The organism is Amycolatopsis sp. lyj-346 (assembly GCF_046548975.1).
Taxonomy (GTDB): domain Bacteria; phylum Actinomycetota; class Actinomycetes; order Mycobacteriales; family Pseudonocardiaceae; genus Amycolatopsis.
This window is the reverse complement of the sequence record NZ_JAJPWT010000005.1, coordinates 416,974-443,612: the sequence shown is the minus strand read 5'-3', so window position 1 is coordinate 443,612 and position 26,639 is coordinate 416,974. Positions and strand designations below refer to the sequence as shown.

Sequence of the window (26,639 nt, the reverse complement as noted above, 5' to 3'; positions counted from 1 at the left end):
CGTCAGCTCCCCGTGACCGAGGCGACGACGTCTCCCCAGATGCGCAGTGCGTCGTCGACCTGCCCGGCGCTGACGACCAGCGGCGGCACCATGCGGACGACGTTCATGTACGGCCCGCAGGTGAGCAGCAGCAGCCCGCTCTTCGTCGCCGCCTGCTGGGCGGCCTGCGCGGTGGCCGTGTCCGGTTCGCCGTCGGCGGTGGTGAACTCCGAGCCGACCAGCAGCCCGAGCCCGCGCACCTCGCCGATCGACGGCGTCTTGTCCGCGATCACGCGCGCGCCCTCCAGCAGCTGGCGGCCGCGCTCGGCGGCGTTCTCGACCAGGTTCTCCTGCTGGATGACTTCGAGCGTCGCGATCGCCGCGGCGCACGAAACGGCGTTGCCGCCGTACGTCCCGCCTTGCGACCCCGGGAACGCCTTCGCCATCAGCTCCTGCGAAGCGGCGATGCCGGACAGCGGGAAGCCGCTCGCCAGGCCCTTCGCGATGAGCACGACGTCAGGGGAGACGTCGAAGTGGTCGTGGCCCCAGAACTTGCCGGTGCGGCCGAAACCGGTCTGGATCTCGTCGACGACCAGCAAGATGCCGTGCCGGTCGGCGCGCTCACGCAGACCCGCCATGAACTCGGTGTTCGCCGGGACGTACCCACCCTCGCCCAGCACCGGCTCGACGAAGAACGCGGCGGTTTCGTTCGGCGCGCAGACGGTCTGGAACAGGTAGTCCAGCTCGCGCAGCGCGAACTTCGTCGCCGTCTGCTCGTCCCAGCCGTAGTGGTAGGCGTACGGGAACGGCGCGACGTGCACGCCCGCCATCAGCGGGCCGATACCGGCGCTGAACCGCGTCCCGGACGTCGTCATCGACGCCGCCGCCACGGTCCGGCCGTGGAAGCCGCCCTGGAAGACGATGACGTTCGGGCGTTTCGTCGCCTGCCGCGAAAGCCGCAACGCCGCTTCGACGGCCTCGCTGCCCGAGTTCGCGTAGAAGAGCGAGTCGAGCCCGCTCGGCAGGACCTCGCCGAGGCGCTCGGTCAGCTCGAGCAGCGGCTTGTGCATGACCGTCGTGTACTGGCCGTGGACGAGCTTGCCGATCTGCTCCTGCGCGGCCCGCACGACGTGGGGGTGGCAGTGCCCGGTGCTCGTGACGCCGATGCCGGCGGTGAAGTCGAGGTGGCGTTTGCCCTCGACGTCGTAGAGGTAAACCCCTTCACCGTGGTCGACCACGACGGGCGTTGCCTGCTTGAGCAGCGGAGAGAGCTGGGCCACAGCGTGCTCCTCGGTCGGTCTGAGCGGGTTGTCGATTGTTGACAATATCCATAGCATGGCCCTCGGGACAACACGTGAGGAGCAAGTCGGGATGAGCACGAGCACCGAGTCCGGCGTCGTCGAGGCGGTCGGCAAGGAACTGTTCATCGGCGGCAAGTGGGTCGCCGCCCGGAACGGGAAGACCTTCCCGGTGGTCGACCCGGCCACCGGCAACGAGCTGTGCCACGTCGCCGACGCCTCGCCGTCGGACGGCGTCGCGGCGCTGGACGCCGCCGTCGCGGCACAGGCCGATTTCGCGAAGGTGGCGCCCCGCGAGCGCGGCGAGATCCTGCGCCGCGCCTACGAGCTGCTGATGCGGCGCCAGGACGAGCTGGCCCTGCTGATGACGCTGGAGATGGGCAAGCCGCTCGCCGAGTCGAAGGGCGAAATCGCCTACGCCGCGGAGTTCTTCCGCTGGTTCGCCGAGGAGGCCGTCCGCATCGGCGGCGGCTACGCGACCGCCCCGAACGGCGCGGGCCGGTTCCTGATCACGAAGCAGCCGGTCGGGCCGGCGCTGCTGATCACGCCGTGGAACTTCCCCATGGCGATGGGGACGCGCAAGATCGGCCCGGCGATCGCCGCGGGCTGCACGTCGGTGATCAAACCCGCCGCGCAGACGCCGTTGTCGATGCTCGCGCTGGCCGGCATCCTCGCCGAGGCGGGACTGCCCGAAGGCGTGCTCAACGTCGTCACCACCAGCGACTCCGGCGGCGTGATGGAGCCGCTGATCCGCGACGGCCGCGCCCGCAAGCTCTCCTTCACCGGCTCCACCGGCGTCGGCCGCAAGCTGCTGGAGCAGTGCGCCGACAAGGTCCTGCGCACGTCGATGGAGCTGGGCGGCAACGCGCCCTTCCTGGTCTTCGACGACGCCGACATGGACGCCGCCATCGACGGCGCGATGCAGGCGAAGATGCGCAACATCGGCGAGGCGTGCACCGCGGCGAACCGGTTCTACGTGCAGCGCGGCGTCGTCGAGGAGTTCGCGCGGCGGCTGACCGAGCGCATGCGGGCCCTGCCGATGGGCCGCGGCACCGAGAAGGACGTCGTGGTCGGCCCGCTGATCGACCAGAACGCCGTGGACAAGGTGACCGAGCTGGTCAAGGACGCCACCGACCGCGGTGCGAAGGTGCTCACCGGTGGCTCGGGCGTCGACGGGCCGGGCCACTTCTACCCGGCCACCGTGCTCACCGACGTGCCGCAGGAGGCGCGGCTGACGCACGAGGAGATCTTCGGGCCGGTCGCTCCGATCACGCCGTTCGACACCGAAGAAGAGGCCGTGGCGAAGGCGAACGACACCGAGTTCGGGCTCGTGTCCTACGTCTTCACCAGCGACCTCAAGCGGGCGCTGCGCGTCTCGGAAGCGCTCGAAGCCGGGATGATCGGGCTCAACCAGGGCATCGTGTCGAACCCGGCGGCGCCGTTCGGCGGGATCAAGCAGTCCGGGCTCGGCCGTGAAGGCGGCTCGGTCGGCATCGAAGAGTTCCTGGAGACCAAGTACATCGCGGTGGCGCTGTGACGGCCTACCGCCTCGCGAGCATCCCCGGCGACGGGATCGGCGTGGACGTCACGGTCGAGGCCCGCAAGGTCCTCGACCGGGCGGCCGCGTTGTCCGGTTTCTCGCTGGAGTGGACGGAGTTCGACTGGAGCTGCGAGCGGTACGCCCGCGTCGGCGCGATGATGCCGGAAGACGGCGTCGAGCGGCTGTCGGCGTTCGACGGGATCCTGCTCGGCGCGGTCGGTTTCCCCGGTGTCCCGGACCACGTTTCCCTGTGGGGCCTGCTGATCCCGCTGCGGCGGGCGTTCCAGCAGTACGTCAACCTGCGGCCGGTGCGGCTGCTGCCGGGCACGACGTCCGTGCTGGCCGGGCGGAAGGCCGAGGAGCTGGAGCTGGTCATCGTCCGGGAGAACTCCGAAGGGGAGTACTCGGCGATCGGCGGCCGGCACAACGCCGGCCGGCCGGACGAGTTCGTGCTGCAGGAGTCGGTTTTCACGCGCGTCGGCGTCACGCGGATCATCCGGTACGCGTTCGAACTGGCGCGGACGCGGTCTTCGCGAGTCTGCTCGGCGACGAAGTCCAACGGCCTGATCCACTCGATGCCGTTCTGGGACGAGATCTTCGCCGAGGTCGCGGCGGAGTTCCCGGACGTCCACAGTGAACAGATGCACGTCGATGCGCTGGCGGCGCGGATGGTGCAGGCGCCGGACCGGCTCGACATCGTGGTGGCGTCGAACCTCTTCGGCGACATCCTGAGCGACCTCGCGGCCGCGATCACCGGCGGGCTCGGCATGGCCCCGTCCGGAAACATCAACCCATCGGGTGAATATCCGTCGATGTTCGAGGCGGTCCACGGGAGCGCTCCGGACATCGCGGGGCAAGGGATCGCCAACCCCGTGGCGCAGATCCTGGCGGCCGCGATGCTGGTCGAACACCTGGGTGAAACCGTTGCCGCGCAAGGAATCCGCGCCGCCGTGGACCGGGTGCTCGACGAGGGCCGCGTGCGCACGCCCGACCTCGGCGGCACGGATACCACAGAACGGCTCGGCACGGCGGTGGCCGAAGCGCTGGGCTGAGTTTTTGTCGGTGCCCTCCGGCACGGTGGTTCCCGAGCCCACCGAGGGGGAGGAGTCACCGATGTGCTTCGAGTGCGAGAACCGGGACAGACCCGGTTACCTGGAGCGGCTTCGCTGCGGCGTGGCCGACCGGGGCTGGCTGGTGCAGGCAGTCGCGGGAACCGGGCCGTACCCGCCGTGGGCCTACACGATCGGCCTGAGCGGGTACGGCTTGCCGGAGCTGGTCGTGACGGGCCTGCCGATCCTCGCGGCCGGCGGCCTGCTGAACGACCTGGCCGCCCACACCCTGCACGGCCCGCCACCGGTGGCCGGCGAACGCATCCCGCTGGACGACGGCCTGCTGATCGAGGTCGTCGAGCTCGCCGAGCCGTCGGTGCACCTGGTGTTCGCGGCCGCACTGTACGGCCCGGAAATCCGTGCGCTGCAACTGGTCCACGCGGACAACCGGGGCCGCTTCCCCTGGTCCCCCGACTACCGCGACGGCCGCGCCGGCCAGCCGGTCCTGGGACCCCGCCATGCCCACTAACCCCACCCACACCCCCAACTTCCGCCCCCAGTCACACGAGTTCCGCCCCCAATCACACGAGTTCCGGCCCCAGTCACACGAGTTCCGCCCCCGGGCAGGCGTGTCGTCCGTCCAGGTACGCGAACCGACCCTCCAGGTACGCGAGTCGACCCTCCAGGTACGCGAGTCGACCTCTCAATCACGCGTGTCGGCTGTCCGATCACGCGTGTCGGCGTTCCGGTCACGCGTTTCCCGGCACCGGCGGGGCTTCCCCGTCCTGCAGGCTCGTGCCCGGCGCGAGCCGCTGGACGGCGTCCTCCATGTGGGCGTCGAGCAGCATCAGTGCCGTCTGCTCGTCGCCGTCGCGCAGGGCCTGGATCAGCTTCGTGTGCTCCTCCACGCGCTCCTCGACCCGCTGGTACGTGCTCTGCAACGCCGTCAGGCACATCCGCGTCTCGATCAACAGCGTCCGGGCCATCCGCACCAGCCGTTTGCTGCCCGAGGCGTTGATCAGCGCCTCGTGGAACTTCAGGTCCGCGGTGGAGAGCGCGCCCGGGTCGTCCTCGCTCGCCGCGGTCGCCATCTCGGTGACGGTCTGTTCGAGGACGTCCGCGATCCGGTCGCGGTCGCCGCCGCGCAGGGCACGCAGCATCGCGGCTCGCTCGATCGCCGAACGGGCGGCGTAGATGTCGTAGACGTCGCCCGGCTCGAGGTCGATCACGAACAGGCCGCGGTGCCGTTCGCTGCGCAGCAGCCCTTCGGACACCAGGTGCTGCATGGCTTCCCGGAGCGGCCCCCGTGACACCTGGAACCGCGCGGCCAGCTCGGTCTCGCCGAGCTGGGTCCCGGGCGGGAGGGCGCCCGTCATGATCGCGTCACGCAGCTGGCGTGCGATGACGGCGGCCGTCGACTCGCGGCTCACCGGCTCGATCTCGGGCAGCATGCCCGGTGGCAGGGCCATCAGTCTCTCCCGTCCGGAAGCTGGCGGAAGAGCGCGCCGAGCGAGCGGACGAGCCGGTGCCGTCCGGTCAGGCGCAGGCCCTCCCAGACCGTGACCTGGTTGGCGGTCAGCACGGGCTTGCCGAGCGCGGCCTCCACGGCGTTGATCTCGCCCAGGGTGCGCATGGCGGTGTCCGGCACGAGCACCGCTTCGGCGTTCGGGTGGTCGTGGCCGACGGCGAGGCCGACGACGGCCTCCGGGCTCATCGCGCCCACCTCGGCCGCCGTGACGATGTCGGCGCTGGCCATCGAGACGACCTCGATGCCGCCGGCCTTGAGGAAGTCCACGAACAGCCGGGCGATGTCGTCCGGGTAGCTGGCGGCGACGGCGACCCGCTTGACGTCCAGCGCCCGCGCGGCGTGCACGAACGCGAAGGAGGTGCTGGAGGCCGGGACCCCGGCGACGGCGGCGAGGCGGTCGGCCTGGTCGCGGGCGCCTTCCCAGCCGTAGACGAAGCTGCCGCTGGTGCACGCCCAGATGACCGCGGCGGGCTCGTGCTTGGCGAGGAGGGCGGCGCCGTCGGCGAGGCGGGCCTCGCTGCCGAGGTCCAGCAGCTCGGTCACCGCGTGCTTGTCGGTGCCGTAGATGTGCTCGACCGCCAGCCGGATGTCGCCCTCGTCGACGGCCGTGCCGCCGAGCAGCTGCTCGGCCAGCGGGTAGTCGTCTTCGGCCGCGTGGTCGGGGTAGATGAAACCGATGGTGGTCACGGAACCTCCGGAGGGGACGCAAATTGTCGACAATCCTAGAGGGGAGGTCAAGGAAAACCTTCACGACACGTCACGGAGCCACCTTCCGGGTCCGACGATGGGGAGGTTCATCCGGCGCAGGCACGCCCACATCGTCAGCTGGTTGGCCGTGAGCACCGGTTTGCCGAGCGCGGCTTCGAGGGGTTCGATCAGGTCGTAGGTGGGGAGGTTGGTGCAGCTGACGAAGATCGCTTCGGCGTCGCCGTGGTCGGCGGCGAGGATGCGCTCGGCGATGGTCCGGTAGCTGACCTTCCAGATGCCGCCGCCCAGGCCGAGGTGGTCGCTGGCGACGGTCGCGACGTCCAGCTCGGCGAGGAAGCCGTGCAGGGCGGCGGTCAGGTCGGCGTCGTACGGCGTGAGCACCGAGACGCGGTGCAGGTCGAGCTGGTGCAGCACTTCGGCCAGCGCGCCCGAGGTGGTGACGGCGTCCGGCGCGCCGGCGTCGCAGATCGCCTTGGTCAGCGAGCGCTCGTAGTCGACGCCGTTGACGAAGCTGCCCGACGTGCAGAGGTAGGCGACGACCTCGGGCTCGACGTGCAGCACGTCCCGGGTCGCGCCGGCCAGGTGGTGGCTGTCGCTGACCAGGCGGGCCATCTCCATGCTGACCGGCACGGGCTCGTACGGCGTGCGGGCGAGGTGGAGGGACACCTCCATCGGCACCCAGCGCCAGAGCTCGCGCTCCAGCGCGAGGTCGAAGGGGGCGATGACGCCGATGCCGCGTTGCGCCAGCGGGCCGTCGAACGCCAGGAAGTCGAAATCCAAGGCTCAGCCTCCGGAATACGTCTGTGTGGGACAGTCCGGTGCTCCGGGGGTCGTTCCTCGGATTGTTGACAATCATACGAGTGACTTTTACCGTGTCAACGTGATCGCCTCGGAACCCCGGGAAGCTCCCGTCCTGGCAGTGCTCTGCGGCGAGTCCCGCCCACCGGACATGCGTGCTGTCGAATCCGGGGCGGTCGTGCGTTACACGGACGCGGCGGGCCTTGCCGAAGCGTTGTCCGGAGCGGACGCCCTCTTCGTCTACGACTTCCTCTCCACGGCGGTGCCCGGCGCGTGGCACGCGGCCGACCGGCTGCGCTGGCTGCACATCGCCAGCGCGGGGGTCGACCCGGTGCTGTTCCCCGGGCTGCGCGAGAGCGACGTGGTCCTGACGAACTCGCGGGGGGTCTTCGACGACGCCATCGCCGAGTACGTGCTGGGCGTCGTACTCGCCTTCGCCAAGGACTTCGCGCGCTCGCACGACCTGCAGCGCGAGGGCCGCTGGCTGCACCGCGAAAGCGAGCGGGTCGCCGGGCGTGAGGTGGTGGTCGTCGGCACCGGGCCGATCGGCCGGGCCATTGCGCGGCTGCTGCGCGCGGCCGGGATGCGGGTGAGCGGCGCCGGACGTCGTGCGCGCACCGGTGACCCCGATTTCGGCGTGGTGCACGAGTCGGCGCGCCTCACCGAAGTCCTGCCGCACGCCGACTACGTCGTCGCGGTCGCGCCCTTGACCGAGCACACGAAGGGCATGTTCGACGCGCGCGCGTTCGCCGCGATGAAGCCGACGGCGCGGTTCGTCAACGTCGGCCGGGGCGAGCTGGTCGTCACGTCCGACCTGGTCGCGGCGCTCGAAAGCAAGGCCATCGCCGGGGCCGCGCTCGACGTCTTCGACACCGAGCCGCTGCCTGCCGAAAGCCCGCTGTGGAGGATGCCGGACGTGCTGATCTCGCCGCACATGTCCGGGGACTTCGCGGGCTGGCGGAACACGCTGGTCGAGGTGTTCGCCGAAAACTTCCGCCGCTGGCGCGCTGGGGAGCCGCTGCGCAATGTCGTCGACAAGACGCTCGGCTACGTGCCGTCGGGGAACCAGGGAGCCGGATGAACGACAGGATGCTGACCGCCAGCGAGCTCGTCGCCGCCTACGCGACCGGCGAGCTTTCGCCGGTCGAGGCGACCCAGAACGCACTGCAGGCCATCGAAGCCCGGGACGGCGAGTGCAACGCCTTCTGCCTCGTCGACGCGGACCGCGCGCTGGAACAGGCCAAGGCGTCCGAGGTTCGCTGGCGCGACGGCAACCCGATCGGGTGGCTCGACGGCGTGCCGTCCTCGATCAAGGACATGTTCCTCACCCAGGGCTGGCCGACCGTGCGGGGCTCGAAGAGCATCGACCCGGACCAGCCGTGGGACGTCGACAGCCCGGTCACCGCGCGGATGCGCGAGGCCGGCCTGGTGCTGCTGGGCAAGACGACCACACCGGAGATCGGCTGGAAGGGCGTCACCGACAGCCCGCTGTCCGGCATCACGCGCAACCCGGCCGACCCGTCGAAGACGGCGGGCGGGTCGAGCGGCGGCAGCGCCGCGGCCGTGGCGGCCGGGATGGGCGACCTGTCGGTCGGCACGGACGGCGGCGGCTCGGTGCGGATCCCGGCGTCGTTCTGCGGCATCGTCGGGCTGAAGCCGACGCACGGCCGGATCCCGCTCTACCCGGCGAGCCCGTTCGGCCCGCTCTCGCACGCCGGCCCGATGGCGCGGTCGGTGGACGACACCGCGCTGCTGCTGGACGTGCTTTCGCTACCCGACCACCGTGACCCGGCCGCGCTGGCGCCGCCGGCGGGGTCGTTCCGCGAGGCCGTCCGGCGGGACGTGCGCGGCCTGATCGCCGCGTTCTCGCCGACGCTCGGCTACGTCGACGTCGACCCGGAGGTGGCCGCGATCGTCGCGGCAGCCGTCCGCGCGCTGGGGGACGCCGGCCTGCACGTCGAAGAGACCGATCCCGGGTTCGCCGACCCGAAGCCGGCGTTCGACGTCCTGTGGTCGTCGGGTGCGGCGAAGCTGCTGGACTCGTTCCCGCCCGGGTCGGAGGGCCGGACGGACCCCGGCCTGCGCCGGGTCTGGGAACTCGGCCGGAAGTGGACGGCGAGCGACTACCTCGACGCGACCGCCGAGCGCGCCGCGCTGGGCATCCGGATGGGCGAGTTCCACACGCGCTACGACGTGCTGATCACGCCGACCATCCCGATCGCGGCGTTCGAGGCCGGGCACGACGTGCCGCCGGGCAGCGGGCTGAGCGAGTGGCCGGAGTGGACGCCGTTCACCTACCCGTTCAACCTGACCCAGCAGCCGGCGATCAGCGTGCCGGCCGGGCGCACGTCGGCGGGACTGCCGGTCGGCCTGCAGATCGTCGGGCCGCGGCACTCGGACGACCTCGTGCTGGCGGTGGCGAAGCTGCTGGAGGAAGTGCGGCCCTGGGCGCCCGCCTGACCACACGTGAGGGTGAACCCCGGACCGGAACAGGGAAAGCTGTGCCACTGTCGGCCGGGTGAACGCGCAACGCTGGCGGTACGAACGAGTCATCCCGACCGTCGACGTCGCCGGGGAGCCGGCCCGGGTGGTCGTCGGCCTGGTCGAACAGGGTGACCGGCTGGCCGCGGCGTTGCGGGTGGACGACGGCAAGGCGGCGCTGGTCCCGCTGGAGACCGGCGGCGAGCTGCTGAAGGCGCTGCGCGAGACGCTGGAGAGCTGGTGGCGCCTCGACGGGCACCGCGACTTGACGTCCGGGCCCCGCGTGGGCCGCTAGCTCCGGCCCGAGCCGACCGGTGGCCGGCGGACGAGCCGTCGCACCTGCGAGCTGCACAGCACGAGCGCGGTGGCCCCGACGACGAGGGCCGCGCCGCCGAAGAGCGTCGCCGACCGGCCGGCGTGTTCGGCCAGCGGGCCCGCGCTGAGCTGGCCGAGCGGCATGGCGACGAACGAGCCGAGCATGTCGTAGGAGTAGACGCGGGCGAGCTTGTCCGGCGGGATGTTCTCCTGCAGTGACACGTCCCACGCGACGGAAAACTGTTCGATCGCGACGCCCGAGAGGAACATCGCGGCCAGCAGCGGAAGCAGGTACGGCGTCTGGCCGAGGGCCAGCATCGGCAGCGCGTCGACCATGATCAGCGCGACGCCGGCGAGCAGCATCCGCCGCGGTTGCCAGTGGGCGGCGAGGATGCCGCCGAGCAGCGACCCGGCGGTCTGCACGGCCAGCGCGAGCCCCCAGCCGGTGCGGCCGAAGGTGTCGTCGGCGACGAGCGGGCCGATCACCAGCAGCGCGCCCGCGTTCACCGCGTTGGCGATCATGAACTGCAGCACCACCAGCCACACCCACGACCGCGAACGGAACTCCCGCCAGCCTTCGGCGAGTTCGGCGAGCGGGCGGCTGCCGGGCACGCGGGCACCGCGCGGCAGCCGGATCCGCCGGTAGGCCAGCGCGGCGGCGAGGAAGAGCAGGGAGTTCACGGCGAGCGCCCACCCGGAACCGGCGAAGGCGACGAGAACGCCGGCCAGCCCGGCTCCGGCGATGCGGCCGGTGTTGGAAAGCAGCCTGACCAGGGCGTTCGCCTGGGCGAGCAGCGACGGGGGAACGGTCGACGGCGTGAGCGAGGCGGCGGCGGGCAGCGAGATGGCGGAGACGGCGCCGTTGACGAGCCCGAGCCCGGCCAGCAGCGGCACCGAGGCGAATCCACCGAGGACACTCGCGGCCACGGCGGCCTGGGTGAGGGCGGCGGCGGTCTCGGTGCCCTGCAGGATGACGGACCGGGGAAGCCGGTCGGCCAGCATCCCGCCGAACAGCAGGAGCAGCACGTTGGCGATCGAGCGCGCCCCGACGACGATGCCGAGCGCAACGGCGGACCCGGTCAGATCGACAACGGCGAAGGCGAGCGCGAAGGGCGCAACGGCATTCCCGAAGTCGGCGAGGCTCCGGCCGGTGACCAGTGCGCGAAACGGCGCTTCCCGCAGCGGGACGAGCAGGGGCGTGGTCACGGCAGCGGCTCCGGCCGGTCGGCGAAGCCTGGGTGGCGGGCGGCGGAGGCGGGGAGGATCACGATGTCGGCTCCGACAGCTCGAACAGCGCCACGCTCGCGCTGACCCGCACCGTTCCCGGTGTTCTCGGTGGCTTCGCCGCGGCGTGCAGCTCCTCGCTCAGCGCCGTCGCCTTCGCCAGCAGCCGCGCCCACAGCTCCGGGGCCACCCACAGCTCCGCGTCCGTCAACGACGCCGGGCGGTCCGCCGCCCGCGCGGATGCCCGCCTCAGCAGCTCGTTCGCGATCGCCTTCGTCAGGAGCTCTTCCTCGCCCGGCGCCCGGGTCATCAGGCGCTTGCCCGAGTCGGGCTGGTGGCGGTAGCGCTTGGCCCGGCCGCCGCGGATCCGGACCTCTTCGGCCACCTCCAGCAGGCCCGCGTCGTGCAGGCGGCGGACGTGGTAGCTCACGTTCGCCTGCGTCTCGCCGAGTTCGCGGGCCGCTTCCGCCGCGCTCAGGGCGGTGCCCGTCAGCAGGGACAGGATGCGCAGGCGCAGCGGGTGGGCCAGGACCCGGAGGTGGTCGTGGGGCATGGCGCCAGTCCACCACAACCATCAAACAGTTATTTGGGGGTTCTCAGAACGAGTACCGGGTGCCGTCCGGTGGCAGCGAGGCACCCGCGGCCAGCACCGCGGCGTGCTCGGCCGACGCCGGGTCGAGGACCGGGTTCGTGTTGTTGAGGTGCGTGAACGCCCAGTGCCGACCGGCCACCAGGGGCAGGCTCGCCGTGATCGGCAGGTGGCCCATCGCGAGCTGGTCCGGCCCGCCGACCCCGGCCATCTCGTCCGGCGCGTAGAACGTCCCGTCCAGCAAGACGAGAGAAGCGTCCGCGACGAAAGCGTCGAACCCGGGAGGCCGGCTGCGCAGGCACGGCGCGTACACCAGCACCCCGCCGGTCGCCGGGTCCGTGATCCGGTAGGCGACCACCCACGGCCCGCCGGCGGTGGCCGTGGCGTACTTCGGCCGCTTGTCGCTCACCGGCAGCACGTCGACGCGCAGCCCTGAAATGTCCACATCGGACGACCACGTCCAATCGCCGTAGCCGTCCACAATGGCCCGCAACGGCGACAGCGCGGACAGCGCGGCCGCCGGCGCCCACACCGGGAGCCCGCCCGATTCGCGCACCATCAGCAGGCCCAGCGTGTGGTCGAGTTCGGCGTCCGTCAGCAGCACCCCGCGCAGCGGGCTCTCGCGCGGCCCCGGCCCGGCCCGCAGCTCCGGCGTCCCGAGGATCTGCGACCGGATGTCCGGCGAACAGTTCAGCAGGTACCAGCCGGCGCCGTCGGCGCTGATCGCGACGCAGTCCTGCGAGCGCGGCACCAGCCCGGCGGTGCAGAGGCGGCACGCGCAGTTCCACTGTGGACACCCGCCGCCCGCCGCGGTGCCCAGCAGGATCACCTTCACCGGCGCATGACCGGATCGGCTGCCGGCGGACGGGCCAGCACCAGGTCGACGACGTCACGCCGCGGCGACCGCGAGCACACCGGGTCCGTCGCCGCGGCGTCACCGGTGAGCAGGAACGCCTGGCAGCGGCAGCCGCCGAAGTCGAGCCCGCGGCGGTCGCACGTGCGGCACGGCTCGCTCATCCACTCTTCGCCGCGGTAGGCGTTGAACGACGGGGAGTCGTACCAGATCTCTGACAGCGGCGTGTCGCGGACGGACGAAAGCGAAAGCGTCGAGATCGCCGAAGCCGCCGGGCACGGCAGCACCGTGCCGTCCGGCGCCACGGTCAGCTGCCGCGCACCCCAGCCGTACATGCACGGCTTCGGGTACGGCTCGTGGTAGTCGGCGACGACGTAGACGATCTCCATCGTGCCCCGCAGGCGGGCAACCGCCGCACGCACCAGCGGCTCCGCGGCCGCGAGCTGCGCGGCGGTCGGCATCAGCGCGTCCCGGTTGCGCAACGCCCAGCCGTAGTACTGGGTGTTCGCCAGCTCCAGCCGGTCCGCGCCCATCCGTTCGGCCAGCTCGATGATCCCGGCCAGCTGGTCGTGGTTGCGCCGGTGCAGCACCACGTTCAGCGACAGCGGCAGCCCGGACGCCTTAACCAGGGCGGCCGCGGCGAGCTTCCGGTCGTGCGCCTTCGCCCCGGCCAGCCGGTCGGCCCGCTCCCGGGTCGCGCCCTGCGCCGACAGCTGGACGTGCGCCAGCCCGCGCTCGACGAGGTCGTCCAGCCGCGAAGAAGTCAGACCGAGTCCCGAAGTGACCAGGTTGACGTAGCAGCCGAGCTCGCCGGCGTGCCCGACCAGTGCAGGCAGGTCCGGCCGGAGCAGCGGCTCACCGCCGGACATGTGCACCTGCAGCACACCCAGTGCACGGGCCTGCGAGAACACCGACAGCCAGTCCTCAGTGGACATCTCAGCGGAGCGGGCGGTCAGCTCCACCGGGTTCGAGCAATAAGGACAGTGCAGCGGGCAGCGGTGGGTCAGCTCGGCCAGCAGTCCCAGCGGCGGGCTCACGTCCATGCGACGACCCGCCGTTCGCCCAGCCGGGACAGCACGGAAAGGACGTCCTGCGCGACCACGCCCGAGTAGCGCCGGGAAAGCACCGTCGTGATTTCGGTGACGGACCGGGTGCCGTCGCAGAGTTCGAGCACCGCGGCCGCCGTCGCGTTCGGCACCAGGACGCCCTCGGGGAACAGCAGCACGTGCGTCTCCCGGACGTGGTCGAAGGACAGCCGCACGCCGCGGCGCAGCTGCGGGACGGACTCGGGGGTGATCACGCGGCCGCCCGTTCGATCGCGTCGAGCATCGACCACAGGACGTCGCACTTGAACGCCAGCGCGGCGATCGCGCGGTCCTGCTGTTCACGTGTGACGCAGTGGCGGACCACGATGTCGAGGGTGTCCTTGCCCTCGCCGGAAACCTTGTCGATCCGGTTGGTGAAGTAGGCGAGGTCTTCGCGGGCGATCCACGCATAGTGAGCGAGCATGTCCGCGACGCGCTGCTGCATCAGGTGCCCGGCGAACATCTCGGTCAGCCCCGACGCGACGGCCTCCTGCCACGGTTTCGTCCGCGCGAAGGTGACGTAGGCGTCCACGGCGAACCGGACACCGGGCGCGACGTGCCGTTCGTCGAGCACCTCGTCGCGGGTCAAGCCGACCGCCGTGCAGAGCCGCAGCCAGCGTTCGATGCCGCCGGTGCCGTCGCTCACGCCGTCGTGGTAGACGATCCGGTCGAGCCACTGGCGGCGGATCTCCGGCCGCGGGCAGTTGCTGATGATCGCCGCGTCCTTCTGCGGCAGCACACACTGGTAGTACCAGCGGTTCGCCGCCCAGATCCGCAGCGCGCGCTCGTCGAGCTCGCCCGCGTGCAGCCGGCGGTGGAACGGGTGCGTGCCCCAGTACCGGCCGGAAAGACCGCGCAGCGCGTCGACGAATGCGCTTTCCGCGAGTGGCTCGACCGGCATCCGTCAGTCCGCCATGCGCGCGGCGTAGGCGGTGACCTCCATCGGCGTTTCGTACTCGACGAAGTCCGGGGTCGTCCATTCCTCGGTCATGTCCAGCTCCTCTTCTCCGGGGTTGATCGTGGTCACCCTAGGAGCGGGAAGAGTCGCCTGACCAGCATTTTCGCCCCGCTTTCGGAAAGTTTCCTTCCGATGGGGGAGCCGGGGTGTCGGTGAGCGGGCTACCTTACCGCAGCTTCGAGTTCCACCAAGGCCGTGTCGAGGTGCGTCAGGATCCGCTGCAGGTGCGGGACGCTGCGGCGGCAGCCGGTGACGCCGAAGTCGAGGTTGTCGCCGTTGCTGGTCAGCGTGATGTTCACGGCCTGGCCGTCGAGCAGCACCGACGCCGGGTAGATGCCGTCGAGCTGGGCGCCGTTCCAGTACATCTGCTTGCGCGGGCCGGGCACGTTCGAGATCACCAGGTTGAACGGCGGCCGGGTGTTCTTGACGACGCCCGGGATCGGGGAGACGCCGAGCTGGGCGACGTTCACCGCCGACAGCAGCAGCGTCTGCACCGGCGTCAGCTCCGAGAACAGCCGCTTGCCGTTGCGCATCGACTGGTGGATCGTGACGAGCCGCTTGCCGGCGTCCGGCAGGTCGGTGGCCAGGTTGCACAGCAGCGCACCGATGTTGTTGCCCGCCGCCTCACCGGGGTCGTTCTGGCGGCGCAGCGACACCGGCACCATCGCGATGAGCGGCGCGTCCGGCAGTGCGCGCTGTTCGATGAGGTAGTCCCGCAACGCGCCCGAGCACATCGCGAGCACGACGTCGTTGCGCGACACCCCGGCCGCCGTCGCCACCTGCCGGACGCGGTCCAGCGACCACGACTGCGCCGCGAACCGCCGCGCGCCGCCGATCGGCACGTTGAACATCGTCTTCGGCGCCTGTCCGGGCAGGGTGATGGTGTGTTCGCCGAACGCCTCGCGCGCCACCTTCATCGCGGCGGGCGCCAGGCTCGCGAGCTGGTTGGCGGTCTTGCTCGCGGTCCGCAGCAACGACCGGGGCCGCTTCGCGCGTTCCTCGCCGGGCTTGCGCCGGCTGCCCCACCAGGGCGGGCAATCCAGATCTGCCGCATCGTCCGAGAGCGTGCCCTGCAGCTGGCGCAGTGCCGAGACGCCGTCCATCAGCGCGTGGTGGACCTTGGTGTAGACGGCGAACCGGCCGTCGGCGAGCCCCTCGACGAGGTGGGTCTCCCAGAGCGGCCGGTGCCGGTCGAGCAGGGTGCTGTGCCAGCGGCTGGTCAGCTCCAGCAGTTCGCGGACGCGGCCCGGTTGCGGCAGCGCCGAGTGCCGGAAGTGGTAGTCGAGCTCGAGCTCGGTGTCGTTCGCCCAGGCGACGTGCCCCATCGTGTTCACCGGCCGGGCCGGGCGGCGCCGGAACACCGAGCGCATGTTGTCCGACTCGAGCAGCGAACGCCGGACGTCGCGGAGGTAGTCGGGGCCGGCGCCGTCCGGTTTCTTGAACAGCTGCAGACCACCCACGTGCATCGGATGCTCGCGCGTTTCGACGAGGAGGAACATCGAATCGGTCACGGGCATCATCGCCATGGGACATCACCTTCCGCACTCGGCACGCCGGACTCTACGCGCTCGGCGGCCGCCGGTGGATCACGTTCTACTCTGACTCGGATGACCATCCGCGGCGCAGGGGAAACGTCCTTGCCACCGATGGCCGAATGCGTCGTGATCGGCGGTGGCGTCATCGGCGTCAGCTGCGCGTTCCGGCTCGCCGAAGCCGGTGTGGGCGTGCTGCTCCTCGACCGCGGCGAGCTGGGCGGCGGCTCGACGGCGAAGGCCGCGGGCGGCATCCGGTCGTCGTTCACCAGCCGCGTGAACGTCGAGCTCGGCCTGCGCGGGCTGGCCGGGTACAGCGCTTTCTCGCGGGACTTCGGCACCGAGATCGACTTCCGCCGCGACGGCTACCTCTACCTCGTCACCGACCCCGCCGACGTGCCCGCGTTCGAGAGCTGCGCCGAACTCCAGCGCGAGCACGGCGTCCGCAGCCACCTGCTCGACCCGGCGGAGGCCGGGAAGGTGCTTCCGCTGGTGGAAACCGACGGCGTCGTGGCCGCGCTCTGGTCGCCGGACGACGCCAAGGCGACGCCGGACGCCGTCGTCCGGGGCTACGCGAAGGCGGCCCGCGCGCGCGGCGCGAACCTGCGGACCGGCGTCGAGGTCACCGGGATCGAGCGCGACGGCGACGTGCTGACCGGCGTCGTCACGACGGCGGGGTTCGTGCGGACCGGCGCGGTGGTGTGCGCGGCCGGCGCGTGGTCGGGCCGGATCGGCGAGCTGGCGGGCCTGGACCTGCCGGTGCGCCCGTACCGGCGGCAGGTCGTGTTCACCGGGCCGGTACCCGGGCTGCCGGAATCGGTTCCGCTCACCATCGAGATGCCGTCGGCCTTCTACTTCCACCGCGAGGGCCCCGGCCTGGCGATGTCGTTCTCCGACGGCGACGGCGTCCCGGGCTTCGACACGCGGTACGAGGCGGGTGAGTGGCTGCCGCGGCTGGCCGAGCTGGCGGCCCGCCGGATCCCCGCCGTGCTCGACGCGGGCATCCGGACCGCCTGGGCCGGGTTGTACGAAACGACGCCGGACCGCAACCAGATCATCGGGGAAAGCGTCCTGCTGTCGCGGTTCTTCTACGCGACCGGGTTCTCGGGGCACGGTTTCCAGATGGGCCCGGCCACCGGCGAGCTGATCCGGGACCTCTACCTGCGGCGACGGCCGTCGGTGGACATCGCCGAGCTCGACGTCCGCCGGTTCGCCACGGGGGCGGCGAGTGCCGAGCACAACATCGTCTAGGGGCTGATTGCCCGATCGTTCAACGATCTGGCAGTATCCGGGCCGTGGCTGTGAGTGGTGCTCGGGAGCTGGTGGACGCGCTGGAAGCGCTCGGAACGGAGATCGTCTTCGGCCTTCCGGGGGTGCACAACCTGCCGTTGTGGGAGGCGCTCGGCGAGACCGGCATCAAGCTCGTCGGGGTCCGCCACGAGCAGACCGCCGGGTACGCGGCCGACGGCTACGCCCGTGCCACCGGCAAGCTCGGCGTCGCGCTGGTCACCACCGGCCCGGGCGCGGCGAACACCCTCGGCGCGGTCGGCGAAGCCATGGCCTCCGCGGCCCCGGTGCTGGTCATCGCCACCGACATCCCCTCGACGCTGCGGCGGCCCGGCGTCGTCCGCGGTGTGCTGCACGAGACCTCCGACCAGCAGGCGATGTTCGCGCCGGTCACCAAGGGCGGGTTCACCGTGCGTGCCGCCGACCAGATCGGCACCACCGTCCACCGCGCCGCCCGGCTCGCGCAGCTGCCGCAGAGCGGCCCGGTCTACCTCGGCGTGCCGACCGACTACCTGCGTGAACAGGTGCCGCACCGCCGTCCGCCCGCCCCGCACCGCAAGCCCGACGTCGACGTCCCCGACCTCGCCAGGGCCGAGGCGATGCTGTCCGACGCGCGGCACCCGCTGATCTGGGCCGGCGGCGGCGCGCTGCGGTCGGGGGCGGGCGACGCGATCGGTGCGCTGGCCGAGAAGCTCGCCGCGCCGGTGATCACCACGTTCGCCGCCCGCGGGCTGCTGCCGCTCGACCACCCGTGCCTGGCGCCGAACCCGGTGCACACGCCGGAGGTCGGCGAGCTGTGGGACGAAGCCGACGTCGTGCTCGCCATCGGCACCGACTTCGACGGCCTGATGACGCAGAACTGGCGGATGCCCAAGCCGCCCCGGCTCATCGCGGTCAACGTCGACGCCGACGACGCCGCCAAGAACTACCGGCCCGACCTGACGCTCGTGGGGGACGCGCGCTCGATCGTCGAGCGGCTGCTGCCTAAGCAGCGGTCCGGCCTCGACGACATCACGCTGCGGCTGGCCGGCATCGGACGGCGCGTGCGCCAGCGGATCCGCGACGAGGAACCGCAGGCCTACGACTTCCTGTCCACTTTGGACGAGGTGCTGCCGACGGACGCGGTGCTGGTCTCGGACATGTGCGTCGCCGGCTACTGGGTCGGCGGCTTCCACCGGGTGCGGGCGCCGCGCAAGCTCGCCTACCCGATGGGCTGGGGCACCCTCGGCTACGGCTTCCCGGCGTCGCTCGGCGCCGCCGCGGCCGGCACCGGGCGCGCCATCTGCATCACCGGCGACGGCGGTTTCCTCTACGGCTGCGGTGACCTGGCGACGCTCGCGCAGGAGCAGCTGCCGGTCACCGTCGTCCTGGTCGACGACGGCGGCTACGGCATGCTCCGCTACGACCAGGACCGCGAAGGCCTGCCGCACCGCGGCGTCGACTGGGACAGCCCGGACTTCGTCGGCCTGGCCCGGTCGTTCGGGGTGCACGCCGACCGCGTCTCCGGCTTCGGGCGGGCGTTCCGGCGGCTGCTCGGCGAGTTCGTCGAGTCGGACGAGCCGAACGTGCTGGTCGTGAAGGCCAAGCTGAAGCCGCCGCTGAACACGTCGCCGCGGTGGTACCGGACATGAGGATCGGCGTCGACATCGGCGGCACGTTCACCGACCTCTGCGCCGTGGACGAGACCGGGATCGTCGCCGTCCACAAGGTCCTGACCACGCACGACGAGCCCGCGCGGGCGGTCGAAGAGGGCTTGGCCGCGCTGCTCCCGGACCTCGGCGCCGTCGAGCAGGTGGTGCACGGGACGACACTGGTCACGAACGCGCTGATCGAACGCAAGGGTTCGCGGACCGCGCTGCTCGCGACCGCCGGCTTCCGCGACGTCCTGGAGATGCGCCGCGAGCACCGGTACGAACTCTACGACCTGCACCTGGAACTGCCCGCGCCACTCGTGCCGCGGCACCTGCGGTTCGACGTCCCCGAGCGGCTCCTCGCCGACGGATCCGTCCACACCGGACTCGACGAGGAGTACGTCGCGCGGCTCGGCCGGGAGCTGGCCGGCCGCGGGATCGAGGCCGTCGCGGTCTGCTTCCTGCACGCGTTCACCAATCCCGCGCACGAGCGCCGGGCCGGTGAGATCCTCGCCGAGGTCGCGCCTTCGCTCAGGGTGGCGCTGTCCTCCGACGTCGTGCCGGAGATCCGCGAGTTCGAGCGGACGTCGACCACGGTGGCCAACGTCTACGTCCAGGACCTCACCGAGCGGTACCTGCGCGACCTCGAACAGCGGCTGCACCGGCTGGGGATCGGCCGGGCGCCGCACATCATGCTGTCCAACGGCGGACTGGCCACTGTAGACACCGCCGCCCGGTACCCGATCCGGATCCTGGAGTCCGGCCCCGCGGGGGGCGCGCTGGCGGCGGCCGCGATCGGGCCGCCGGACCTGCTGGCCTTCGACATGGGCGGAACCACCGCCAAGCTGTGCCTGATCGCCGGGGGCGAGCCGCTGGTCACCCACCAGTTCGAAGTGGACCGCAAGTACCGGCTGCTGCCCGGCTCCGGGCTGCCGGTACGGGTGCCGGTCACCGACCTGATCGAGATCGGTGTCGGCGGGGGCTCGATCGCGCGCATCGACGCACTGGGCCTGCTGACCGTCGGGCCCGACTCGGCGGGCTCCGAGCCCGGCCCGGTCTGCTACGGCCGCGGCGGCACCGAGCCCACGGTCACCGACGCCGACCTCGTCCTCGGCTACCTCGACCCGGGCTACTTCCTCGGCGGCGGCCTGCGCCTGGACGCCGAGGCCGCGAGAGCGGTGCTCCGCGAGAAGATCGCCGGTCCGCTCGGGGTGAGCGTCGAAGAAGCCGCGTGGGGCATCCACACCAGCGTCAACGACGACATGGCCAACGCGGCACGGGTGCACGCCGTCGAGCGCGGGCACGACCCGGCGAAACTGCCGATGTACACCTTCGGCGGGGCAGGCCCGGTCCACGGCGCCGGCGTCGCGCGAGCGCTCGGGGCGTCTTCGGTCGTCGCGCCGCCCGCCGCCGGAGTGCTGAGCGCGGCCGGGTTCCTCACCGCACCGCTGGCGTTCGACTTCGTGCGTTCGGCCCGCGCGGCCGTGCACGACCTGGCGTGGGAGCAGGTCGACGCGCTGTTCGCCGAGATGGAAGCCGAAGGCGCGGCGCTGCTGGCGAAGTCCGGGGTGGACGAGGTGACGCACCGGCGCGTCGCCGAGATGCGCTACGCCGGGCAGGGCTACGAGATCCGCGTCCCGGTCCACGGCGGTCACTGGCCCGGGACCCTGATCGACGAGTTCACCCGCACCTACCGCGCGCTCTACCGGCGCAGCGGGCCCGAGGTCGGCGTCGAGGTGCTGAACTGGCGGGTCGTTTCGAGCGGTCCCAAACCGGTGGTGTCGCTGCGGCTGACCTCCTCGGACGCCTCGGGGGACGCGCGCAAGGGGACCCGCAAGGCCTACTTCCCGTCGGCCGGTGGATTTGTCGACACGGCGGTGTTCGACCGGTACCGGCTGGCACCGGGGACGCGGGTCGGCGGACCGGCCATCGTGGAGGAACGCGAGTCCACTGTGGTCGTCCCGCCCGGCGCGCACTGCGTCGTCCGAGCCGACAGCGCGGTGGAGGTGACGGTGTGAGCCCCGCCGACGCACTCCCTCCCGCGGAGGCGGCGATGGGCACTGATCCCATCGTCGCCGGGCTGTTCGGCAACCGGCTGCAGTCGATCCTCGCCGAGCAGCAGAACTCGCTGGTCAACACGGCCTTCTCCGCGGTCGTGCGTGAGTCGCTCGACCTGGCCTGCGCGGTGTTCGACTCGCGCGGCGAGATGATCGGCCAGTCCGTCGGCGGCACGCCGGGGCACATCAACGCGATGGCGACCGGCATGCACCACTTCGTCGCCGCGTACCCGCCGGAGACCCTCGAACCCGGCGACGTGCTGCTCACCAACGACCCGTGGCAGACCGCGGGCCAGATCAACGACATCACGGTGGCGACCCCGGTGTTCCGGGGCGGCCGGCTGGTCGCGTGGTTCGCCTCCTGCTGCCACGCGCCGGACATCGGCGGGCGGCTGGTGTCCGCCGAGGCCCACGAGGTCTTCGAAGAAGGCCTGCGCCTGCCGATCCTGAAGTTCCTCCGCGCGGGCGAGGTCAACGCCGACCTCGAACGGCTGATCCGGGCGAACGTGCGGACGCCGGAGGAGACCATCGGCGACCTGTACGCGCAGGTCACCGGCAACGAGGTCGGCGCGGCGAGCCTGCTGCGGCTGCTCGCCGAGCTGGGCCTGGAAAGCCTGGACGAAGTCGCCGCCGAGCTGATGGACCGCTCGGAGCGGGCCCTGCGTGACGCGTTGCGGGAACTGCCTGACGGCACGTACACCAACGAGATCGCCACCGACGGCTTCGACGACGAAGAGATCGTCCTGCGCGTCGCGGCCACTGTGGACGGTGACGAGATCCACCTCGACTTCGCCGGCTCCTCGCCGCAGAGCCGTCGCGGGATCAACGTCGTCCTGAACTACACGCGGGCGTATGCGTCCTTCGCGGTCAAGGCGGCGATCTCGCCGGAGGTGCCGCACAACGCCGGGTCGTTCCGGCCGGTGCACGTCACCGCGCCCGCGGGCTCGGTGCTGAACTGCCTGCCGCCGGCGCCGGTCGCGTCCCGGCACCTGATCGGGCACTTCCTGCCGTCGCTGCTGATCGGCGCGCTGCCCGGCACCGCGATCGCGCCGAGCGCGGACGCGCTGTGGATGACCATCTGGCGCGGGCCCGGTTTCATGCTGAACGTGTTCCAGACCGGCGGCATGGGCGCGCGATCGGGCAAGGACGGCCTTTCCACCACGGGTTTTCCCAGTGGCCTGCGGTCGACGCCGACCGAGGTGATCGAAACCACGGCGCCGCTGGTCCAGCAAGCCCGCGAACTGCGCGTGGACTCCGGTGGCGCCGGCCGGTGGCGCGGCGGCCTCGGACAGGTGACCACGATGGGTGCACTCGACGTGACTTCCTGGAGCGTCAACGGGAACGTCGACCGGGTGCGGGCCGCGGCGTCCGGGGTGGCGGGCGGGCGGCCGGGCGCGCCTGGCCGGTTCGGCCTGCACGGCGGAGCGGACCTGCCCGCGAAAAGCCGGGTGCCACTGGCCGCGGAGTCCGTTGTGGACGTCACGCTGCCCGGTGGTGGCGGGTACGGGCCGCCGTCCGAGCGGCCGGTGGCGGCGGTGCTGGCCGACGTCGTCGAGGGTTACGTCTCGGTGGAAGCGGCGCGTGAGGTGTACGGCGTGGAAGTGCGTTACCTCGGGCCGCCGGACGCACTCGTCCGGCTGCCCGGGGACTACGCCGTGGACGAAGAGCAGACAGCACGACGGAGAGCGGGGCAGTGAGCATGGGTCGGTTGGCCGGCAAGGTTGCGGTGGTCTTCGGCGGCGCGCGGGGGATCGGTCTCGCCACGGTGAAGGAGTTCGTCGCCGAAGGTGCGACGGTCTTCGCCGCCGACATCCGGGAGCCCGCGAAAGCACTCGACGGCTACCGCCATTCCATGGTGGACGCCACCGACGAGGCCGCCGTGACGGCGTTCGTGGACGGCGTCCTCGCCGAGGCCGGCCGCATCGACGTGCTGTTCAACAACGTCGGCATCCACCTCGGCAAGTCCCTTGTGGACACGACGCTGGCGGACTTCGACCACATCTTCGCGCTCAACGTGCGGGCTGCCTTCCTCGGCACCCGCGCCGTGCTGCCGCACATGATCGAGCGGCGAGCCGGCAGCATCATCACGACGTCGTCGAACGGCGGGGTGATGGGCCGCCCCGGCGACCCGGTGTACAACGCCACCAAGCACGCGCTGGTCGGGCTGACCAAGTCGATCGCCGTCGCCCACGCGCACCAGGGCATCCGGGCCAACACGGTGAACCCGGGCGCGATCGACACCGACATGCTGCGCAGCACGTTGAACTCGCCGGAGGAGTTCGAAACCAAGCAGCACCAGCTGGTCGCGAGCACGCCCGCGGCCCGCGTCGGCGAGGCCTGGGAGGTCGCGAAAGCCGTGGTGTTCCTGGCGAGCGACGAGTCCCGGTTCGTCAACGGCGTCGTGCTGCCGATCGACGGCGCGAAGGCCGCGGGCGCCATGCCGGGGAACCGGTACAGCCTCGACTTCGAACTCGGCGTCAGGTAGTGCCGTGACCGTCGATGCCTCGGGACTGGAGAGCGCACGGCACCTGCTCGAGCGCAGCGGCACGGCCGAACGGGTCGCCGCGATCCTGCGCCAGTACATCACGGACGGCGTCTTCGCCCCTGGTGAACGGCTGTCCGAGCCGGTGATCAGCTCGGCACTCGGCGTTTCCCGCAACACCCTGCGCGAGTCGTTCCAGCTGCTCGCCCACGAGCGGCTGGCCGTGCACGAGCTGAACCGCGGCGTGTTCGTGCGCGAGCTGACGACGGAGGACATCGAAGACCTCTACGTCGTGCGCCGCGCGACCGAATGCGGTGCCCTGCGGCGCGCGGCCGAGCTGTCCGCAGTGGATCTTTCGGTGGTGGAGCGGGCGCTGCGCGACGGCCGGGCGGCGGCGGAGGCCGAGGACTGGCCCTCGGTCGGCACCGCGAGCATCCACTTCCACCAGGCCCTCGCGGACCTGGCCGGCAGCGAGCGCCTGTCCGCAACGATGCGCCAGGTGCTCGCCGAGACGCGGCTGTTCTTTGTGCTCAACGAGAACACGCGCGAGTTCTACGAACCGTTCCTGGACTGTCACGAGAAGATCCTGCGCGACCTGCGCCGCGGCCGGTTCGCCGCCGCGGAGGCCGCGCTGGACCGCTACCTGCGTGACGCCGAAGCCCGGCTGCTCGAACTCAGTGCACCGGCGCCGGGAACCGGACCACCGGGAACACCACGCTGAAGGCGTACGGCTTGCGGACCGTGACGGGGTGGTACCGCCCGTCACCGCCGGCCGCCCAGCCGTGCCAGGCGATGGTGCGGAGGACGGAACACGCGCGGTAGCCGGCGGCGGGTGGATCGGCGGCGCGGGCCGCGGCGGCCGGTGCCGAGGCGAGCAGCACGGCGGCCACGGCGGCGACGGTCCTCGCACGTCGGAAGCACACCAGCCCACTCAACCCCGCGGGACTCCCCGACCGGAAAGGATTCGAGCCGGTTCAAATCCGTCTTCCCGGCTGCTACGGTCGGTCAGTGTTCAAGCTGCGGGTCGATGCCGAGACGGTGGCCAGGACACGGTTTTCCCCGTCGCTGGCGGCGGAGTCCCTCGCCTGGCTGAAGCTCGCCGCCGATGCGGGCAGGCACCCGGTGTTCGGCGATCCCGGCCCGGTCGCCCGCGCGGCGCTCACCCACCCGGACGTCGCCCTGCTCCGGGACCTGCTGCCGCGCCCCGGCGAGGTCTACACGCCGGACCTGCTCACCCCGCAGCCGGGCACGGCCGGCCGGCACCGCGACCTGCTCGACGAGCAGATCGCGCGGATCGAAGCGGCCACGCAGGACGACCTCGAAACCCAGGTGCTCGCCTACACGCGGGTCCACTGGGCCCGGCCGCTGCCGGTGGCGGTCCGGCGGAGCCTCGAGTCGGGGACGATGCCCCGGCGCCTGGCCAACGGCCTCGCCCGGTTCTGGCGCGAAGTGCTGGCCGAGGACTGGTCCGGCCTGCAGACGGTCCTCGACCGGGACATCACCCACCGCGGGCAGGCCATCGCCCGCCACGGCGTCGGCGGGGTGCTCGGGAGCCTGCACCCGACCATCGGCTGGGCCGGCGACGCGATCACGGTCGTGAAGCCGTTCGACGGCGAGGCCGACATCTCCGGCCGGGAGCTGGTGCTCGCCCCCGGCGTGCTCAGCTGGCCCGGTGTCAGCATCCAGATCGACGTCCCCGGCCAGGTCGTCCTCTGCTACCCGGCCCACGGGGTCGGCACGGGCGCCGGCCACCGGCCGGGCCGGATCGCGCCGGTCGTCGGCGCGGCCCGGGCGGCGCTGCTGACCGACCTCGAACCCGCGCGGTCGACCGCGGAGCTCGCCACCCGGACCGGGTACAGCCCGGGCACCGTCTCCTACCACCTGAGCGCGTTGCACCGGGCGGGCCTGGTCAGCAAGGTCCGGGACGGGCGGTACGTGCTGTACCGGCGGACCGCCCAGGCCGTCGCGCTGCTCGACGGGGACGGGGCCGGGTAGAAAGGGAGACCGGACGCCGAGCCTGACGAGGAGCCGTCGATGCCCCCTGTTGTCCGCCCGCTGGACGGGATCAAGGTCGTCGACCTCTCGCGCATCCTCGCCGGGCCGTACTGCACCCAGTACCTCGGCGAAATGGGCGCGGACGTGGTGAAGGTCGAGCCGCCGGGGCACGGCGACGACACCCGCGGCTGGGGGCCGCCGTTCGTCGGCGACGAGGCCGTCTACTACCTGGCGGCGAACCGGAACAAGCGCGGGATCGTGCTCGACCTCAAGAGCGAGCGCGGTCGCGAAGCCCTGCGGCGGCTGGTCGTGGACGCCGACGTCCTGGTCGAGAACTTCCGGCCGGGGACGCTCGAGAAGTGGGGCATCGGGTACGACGAGCTGTCCGCGCTCAACCCCCGGCTGATCCACGTGTCGATCACCGGGTTCGGGCAGACCGGGCCGTACCGCGACCGCGCCGGGTACGACCTGGTGGCGCAGGCCCTCGGCGGCGTGATGTCACTGACCGGCGAGCCGGACGGCGCGCCGGCGAAGGTCGGGCTGCCGGTCGCGGACCTGAACGCGGGGACGTGGGCGATCATCGGCGTGCTGATGGCACTGCAGGCCCGGCACACGACCGGCCGCGGCCAGTACCTCGACGTGTCCCTTTTGGACAGTCAGCTGGCCTGGCACGTGTACGCCGCGGGCGCGCACTTCTACGACACGCCGCGGCCGCGCCGGATGGGCTCGGCGCACCCGAGCATCGTCCCCTACCAGGGGTACCACGTCGCCGACGGCTGGCTGATCATCGCGGTCGGCAGCGAAAAGCTGTGGCACGCGTTCTGCGGGGTGCTCGGCCTGGACATCGCGTCCGATCCGCGGTTCTCTTCGAACGCCGCGCGCGCGGCTCACCGCGACTCGTTGAACGCGCTCCTGGAACCGGTGCTGCTGGCCCGCACGGCGGCGGAGTGGATGAAGGCGTTCGACGCGGCGGGCGTCCCGGCGGCGCCGGTCAACGAGATCGACGACGTCTACGCGGACCCGTGGGTGGCGGCGCGCGAGCAGGTGGTGCGGCTGCCGCACCCGACGGTGGGGACGTACGTGGGCACGGGCTTCCCGGTGAAGGCGTCGGACACCCCGGCCCGGCCGACGTCCGCCCCGCCGACCCTGGGTCAGCACACCGCGGAGGTGCTGGCCGAGCTGGGGTACTCGACGGCGGAGATCGCGGAGTTCCTGGACCGGCCGGCCAGTCCCGGTGGGTGAACTGTGCA

27 protein-coding genes are annotated in these 26,639 nt (G+C 71.9%); 14 read left to right on the top strand and 13 right to left on the bottom strand.

All coding sequences use genetic code 11. The features are described from left to right. Positions 1 to 2: 2 nt before the first annotated feature. The gene (locus ACLJQE_RS19910; protein WP_410640762.1) at positions 3 to 1,259 is read right to left on the bottom strand and encodes an aspartate aminotransferase family protein; all 1,257 of its coding nucleotides are present in this window, start codon (positions 1,257 to 1,259) and stop codon (positions 3 to 5) included. A 91-nt stretch (positions 1,260 to 1,350) separates the two neighbouring features. Here ACLJQE_RS19910 and ACLJQE_RS19905 point away from each other — a divergent pair, with 91 nt between their 5' ends. From ACLJQE_RS19905 to ACLJQE_RS19895, 3 genes are all read left to right on the top strand, one after another. Further along, positions 1,351 to 2,814 carry an NAD-dependent succinate-semialdehyde dehydrogenase gene (locus tag ACLJQE_RS19905; RefSeq protein ID WP_410640761.1) on the top strand — a complete coding sequence of 488 codons (1,464 nt, stop codon included), beginning with the start codon at positions 1,351 to 1,353 and terminating at the stop codon, positions 2,812 to 2,814. Then, the gene (locus tag ACLJQE_RS19900) at positions 2,811 to 3,869 is read left to right on the top strand and encodes a tartrate dehydrogenase (RefSeq protein ID WP_410640760.1); all 1,059 of its coding nucleotides are present in this window, start codon (positions 2,811 to 2,813) and stop codon (positions 3,867 to 3,869) included. Before ACLJQE_RS19905 ends, ACLJQE_RS19900 begins: the two co-directional genes overlap by 4 nt. A gap of 61 nt (positions 3,870 to 3,930) precedes the next feature. Beyond that, complete coding sequence (locus tag ACLJQE_RS19895) at positions 3,931 to 4,395, top strand: DUF4262 domain-containing protein (protein WP_410640759.1); 465 nt, start codon at positions 3,931 to 3,933, stop codon at positions 4,393 to 4,395. Between the two features lie 220 nt (positions 4,396 to 4,615). Here the strand turns inward: ACLJQE_RS19895 and ACLJQE_RS19890 are convergent, their stop codons facing one another. From ACLJQE_RS19890 to ACLJQE_RS19880, 3 genes are read right to left on the bottom strand one after another with little or no spacing between them, the layout of a single operon-like run. After that, complete coding sequence (locus tag ACLJQE_RS19890) at positions 4,616 to 5,335, bottom strand: GntR family transcriptional regulator (protein WP_410640758.1); 720 nt, start codon at positions 5,333 to 5,335, stop codon at positions 4,616 to 4,618. Then, the gene (locus ACLJQE_RS19885; protein WP_410640757.1) at positions 5,335 to 6,081 is read right to left on the bottom strand and encodes a maleate cis-trans isomerase; all 747 of its coding nucleotides are present in this window, start codon (positions 6,079 to 6,081) and stop codon (positions 5,335 to 5,337) included. Before ACLJQE_RS19885 ends, ACLJQE_RS19890 begins: the two co-directional genes overlap by 1 nt. 60 nt (positions 6,082 to 6,141) lie before the next feature. After that, a complete protein-coding gene (locus ACLJQE_RS19880) occupies positions 6,142 to 6,882 on the bottom strand; it encodes an Asp/Glu/hydantoin racemase (protein ID WP_410640756.1) in 741 nt (246 codons plus the stop codon). Positions 6,883 to 6,982: 100 nt separating this feature from the next. On the opposite strand from ACLJQE_RS19880, the gene ACLJQE_RS19875 reads away from it, so the two are divergent. From ACLJQE_RS19875 to ACLJQE_RS19865, 3 genes are read left to right on the top strand one after another with little or no spacing between them, the layout of a single operon-like run. After that, positions 6,983 to 7,981 carry a D-2-hydroxyacid dehydrogenase gene (locus ACLJQE_RS19875; RefSeq protein WP_410640755.1) on the top strand — a complete coding sequence of 333 codons (999 nt, stop codon included), beginning with the start codon at positions 6,983 to 6,985 and terminating at the stop codon, positions 7,979 to 7,981. Beyond that, a complete protein-coding gene (locus tag ACLJQE_RS19870) occupies positions 7,978 to 9,360 on the top strand; it encodes an amidase (RefSeq protein ID WP_410640754.1) in 1,383 nt (460 codons plus the stop codon). Before ACLJQE_RS19875 ends, ACLJQE_RS19870 begins: the two co-directional genes overlap by 4 nt. 58 nt (positions 9,361 to 9,418) lie before the next feature. Next, the gene (locus ACLJQE_RS19865) at positions 9,419 to 9,676 is read left to right on the top strand and encodes a hypothetical protein (protein ID WP_410640753.1); all 258 of its coding nucleotides are present in this window, start codon (positions 9,419 to 9,421) and stop codon (positions 9,674 to 9,676) included. Here ACLJQE_RS19865 and ACLJQE_RS19860 read toward each other — a convergent pair. The 8 genes from ACLJQE_RS19860 to ACLJQE_RS19825 all read right to left on the bottom strand — a co-directional run bounded on the left by ACLJQE_RS19860 (position 9,673) and on the right by ACLJQE_RS19825 (position 15,931). Beyond that, positions 9,673 to 10,902: an MFS transporter gene (locus tag ACLJQE_RS19860; protein WP_410640752.1), complete on the bottom strand. Its 1,230-nt coding sequence runs from the start codon at positions 10,900 to 10,902 to the stop codon at positions 9,673 to 9,675. The genes ACLJQE_RS19865 and ACLJQE_RS19860 overlap by 4 nt on opposite strands. Before the next feature lie 58 nt (positions 10,903 to 10,960). Next, on the bottom strand, positions 10,961 to 11,473 hold the full coding sequence (locus tag ACLJQE_RS19855; RefSeq protein WP_410640751.1) for an ArsR/SmtB family transcription factor: 513 nt from the start codon (positions 11,471 to 11,473) through the stop codon (positions 10,961 to 10,963). 43 nt (positions 11,474 to 11,516) lie between these two features. After that, complete coding sequence (gene pqqB, locus ACLJQE_RS19850; RefSeq protein ID WP_410640749.1) at positions 11,517 to 12,344, bottom strand: pyrroloquinoline quinone biosynthesis protein PqqB; 828 nt, start codon at positions 12,342 to 12,344, stop codon at positions 11,517 to 11,519. Next, positions 12,341 to 13,405 carry a pyrroloquinoline quinone biosynthesis protein PqqE gene (gene pqqE, locus ACLJQE_RS19845; protein WP_410640748.1) on the bottom strand — a complete coding sequence of 355 codons (1,065 nt, stop codon included), beginning with the start codon at positions 13,403 to 13,405 and terminating at the stop codon, positions 12,341 to 12,343. The genes pqqB and pqqE overlap by 4 nt, the downstream gene beginning before the upstream one ends. Next, a complete protein-coding gene (gene pqqD / locus ACLJQE_RS19840; RefSeq protein WP_410640747.1) occupies positions 13,396 to 13,662 on the bottom strand; it encodes a pyrroloquinoline quinone biosynthesis peptide chaperone PqqD in 267 nt (88 codons plus the stop codon). Before pqqD ends, pqqE begins: the two co-directional genes overlap by 10 nt. After that, positions 13,659 to 14,348 (bottom strand): pyrroloquinoline-quinone synthase PqqC, encoded by a 690-nt coding sequence (gene pqqC, locus ACLJQE_RS19835; protein WP_410640746.1) that lies wholly within the window; start codon positions 14,346 to 14,348, stop codon positions 13,659 to 13,661. Before pqqC ends, pqqD begins: the two co-directional genes overlap by 4 nt. Before the next feature lie 3 nt (positions 14,349 to 14,351). Beyond that, positions 14,352 to 14,438, bottom strand: coding sequence for a pyrroloquinoline quinone precursor peptide PqqA (pqqA, locus tag ACLJQE_RS19830; RefSeq protein WP_043776987.1), 87 nt, complete (start codon positions 14,436 to 14,438; stop codon positions 14,352 to 14,354). A gap of 128 nt (positions 14,439 to 14,566) precedes the next feature. Next, positions 14,567 to 15,931 carry a WS/DGAT/MGAT family O-acyltransferase gene (locus ACLJQE_RS19825; RefSeq protein ID WP_410640745.1) on the bottom strand — a complete coding sequence of 455 codons (1,365 nt, stop codon included), beginning with the start codon at positions 15,929 to 15,931 and terminating at the stop codon, positions 14,567 to 14,569. A gap of 81 nt (positions 15,932 to 16,012) precedes the next feature. Between ACLJQE_RS19825 and ACLJQE_RS19820 the strand changes: the two genes are divergently transcribed. Genes ACLJQE_RS19820 through ACLJQE_RS19795 form a run of 6 tightly spaced genes read left to right on the top strand, consistent with a single transcriptional unit; the run spans position 16,013 to position 24,115 of the window. Beyond that, a complete protein-coding gene (locus ACLJQE_RS19820) occupies positions 16,013 to 17,188 on the top strand; it encodes an NAD(P)/FAD-dependent oxidoreductase (protein WP_410640744.1) in 1,176 nt (391 codons plus the stop codon). 44 nt (positions 17,189 to 17,232) lie between these two features. Further along, positions 17,233 to 18,855 (top strand): thiamine pyrophosphate-binding protein, encoded by a 1,623-nt coding sequence (locus ACLJQE_RS19815; protein ID WP_410640743.1) that lies wholly within the window; start codon positions 17,233 to 17,235, stop codon positions 18,853 to 18,855. Further along, entirely contained in the window at positions 18,852 to 20,873 is a 2,022-nt protein-coding gene (locus tag ACLJQE_RS19810; protein ID WP_410640742.1) for a hydantoinase/oxoprolinase family protein, read from the top strand. The genes ACLJQE_RS19815 and ACLJQE_RS19810 overlap by 4 nt, the downstream gene beginning before the upstream one ends. Positions 20,874 to 20,908: 35 nt before the next feature. After that, positions 20,909 to 22,609: a hydantoinase B/oxoprolinase family protein gene (locus tag ACLJQE_RS19805; protein WP_410640741.1), complete on the top strand. Its 1,701-nt coding sequence runs from the start codon at positions 20,909 to 20,911 to the stop codon at positions 22,607 to 22,609. Positions 22,610 to 22,611: 2 nt separating this feature from the next. After that, positions 22,612 to 23,397 (top strand): SDR family NAD(P)-dependent oxidoreductase, encoded by a 786-nt coding sequence (locus ACLJQE_RS19800; protein ID WP_410640740.1) that lies wholly within the window; start codon positions 22,612 to 22,614, stop codon positions 23,395 to 23,397. A 4-nt stretch (positions 23,398 to 23,401) separates the two neighbouring features. Next, a complete protein-coding gene (locus ACLJQE_RS19795) occupies positions 23,402 to 24,115 on the top strand; it encodes a GntR family transcriptional regulator (protein ID WP_410640739.1) in 714 nt (237 codons plus the stop codon). On the opposite strand, the gene ACLJQE_RS19790 is transcribed toward ACLJQE_RS19795, so the two are convergent. After that, positions 24,069 to 24,284, bottom strand: a complete 216-nt coding sequence (locus tag ACLJQE_RS19790) for a hypothetical protein (RefSeq protein WP_410640737.1) — start codon at positions 24,282 to 24,284, stop codon at positions 24,069 to 24,071. The two genes, ACLJQE_RS19795 and ACLJQE_RS19790, sit on opposite strands and share 47 nt — an antisense overlap. Before the next feature lie 118 nt (positions 24,285 to 24,402). Here ACLJQE_RS19790 and ACLJQE_RS19785 point away from each other — a divergent pair, with 118 nt between their 5' ends. Both ACLJQE_RS19785 and ACLJQE_RS19780 read left to right on the top strand, forming a co-directional pair. Beyond that, entirely contained in the window at positions 24,403 to 25,389 is a 987-nt protein-coding gene (locus ACLJQE_RS19785; RefSeq protein WP_410640736.1) for a DUF5937 family protein, read from the top strand. 39 nt (positions 25,390 to 25,428) lie between these two features. After that, positions 25,429 to 26,631, top strand: coding sequence for a CaiB/BaiF CoA transferase family protein (locus ACLJQE_RS19780; protein ID WP_410640734.1), 1,203 nt, complete (start codon positions 25,429 to 25,431; stop codon positions 26,629 to 26,631). Positions 26,632 to 26,639 lie beyond the last annotated feature (8 nt).

Coding starts and splice junctions, on each gene's coding strand:
- ACLJQE_RS19870 (WP_410640754.1), top strand. CDS start 7,978: ATGAACGACAGGATGCTGACCGCCAGCGAGCTCGTCGCCGCCTACGCG.
- ACLJQE_RS19825 (WP_410640745.1), bottom strand. CDS start 15,931: ATGGCGATGATGCCCGTGACCGATTCGATGTTCCTCCTCGTCGAAACG.
- ACLJQE_RS19905 (WP_410640761.1), top strand. CDS start 1,351: ATGAGCACGAGCACCGAGTCCGGCGTCGTCGAGGCGGTCGGCAAGGAA.
- ACLJQE_RS19780 (WP_410640734.1), top strand. CDS start 25,429: ATGCCCCCTGTTGTCCGCCCGCTGGACGGGATCAAGGTCGTCGACCTC.
- ACLJQE_RS19890 (WP_410640758.1), bottom strand. CDS start 5,335: ATGGCCCTGCCACCGGGCATGCTGCCCGAGATCGAGCCGGTGAGCCGC.
- pqqA (WP_043776987.1), bottom strand. CDS start 14,438: ATGACCGAGGAATGGACGACCCCGGACTTCGTCGAGTACGAAACGCCG.
- ACLJQE_RS19855 (WP_410640751.1), bottom strand. CDS start 11,473: ATGCCCCACGACCACCTCCGGGTCCTGGCCCACCCGCTGCGCCTGCGC.
- ACLJQE_RS19810 (WP_410640742.1), top strand. CDS start 18,852: ATGAGGATCGGCGTCGACATCGGCGGCACGTTCACCGACCTCTGCGCC.
- pqqE (WP_410640748.1), bottom strand. CDS start 13,405: ATGGACGTGAGCCCGCCGCTGGGACTGCTGGCCGAGCTGACCCACCGC.
- pqqC (WP_410640746.1), bottom strand. CDS start 14,348: ATGCCGGTCGAGCCACTCGCGGAAAGCGCATTCGTCGACGCGCTGCGC.
- ACLJQE_RS19800 (WP_410640740.1), top strand. CDS start 22,612: ATGGGTCGGTTGGCCGGCAAGGTTGCGGTGGTCTTCGGCGGCGCGCGG.
- ACLJQE_RS19805 (WP_410640741.1), top strand. CDS start 20,909: ATGGGCACTGATCCCATCGTCGCCGGGCTGTTCGGCAACCGGCTGCAG.
- ACLJQE_RS19820 (WP_410640744.1), top strand. CDS start 16,013: ATGACCATCCGCGGCGCAGGGGAAACGTCCTTGCCACCGATGGCCGAA.
- ACLJQE_RS19895 (WP_410640759.1), top strand. CDS start 3,931: ATGTGCTTCGAGTGCGAGAACCGGGACAGACCCGGTTACCTGGAGCGG.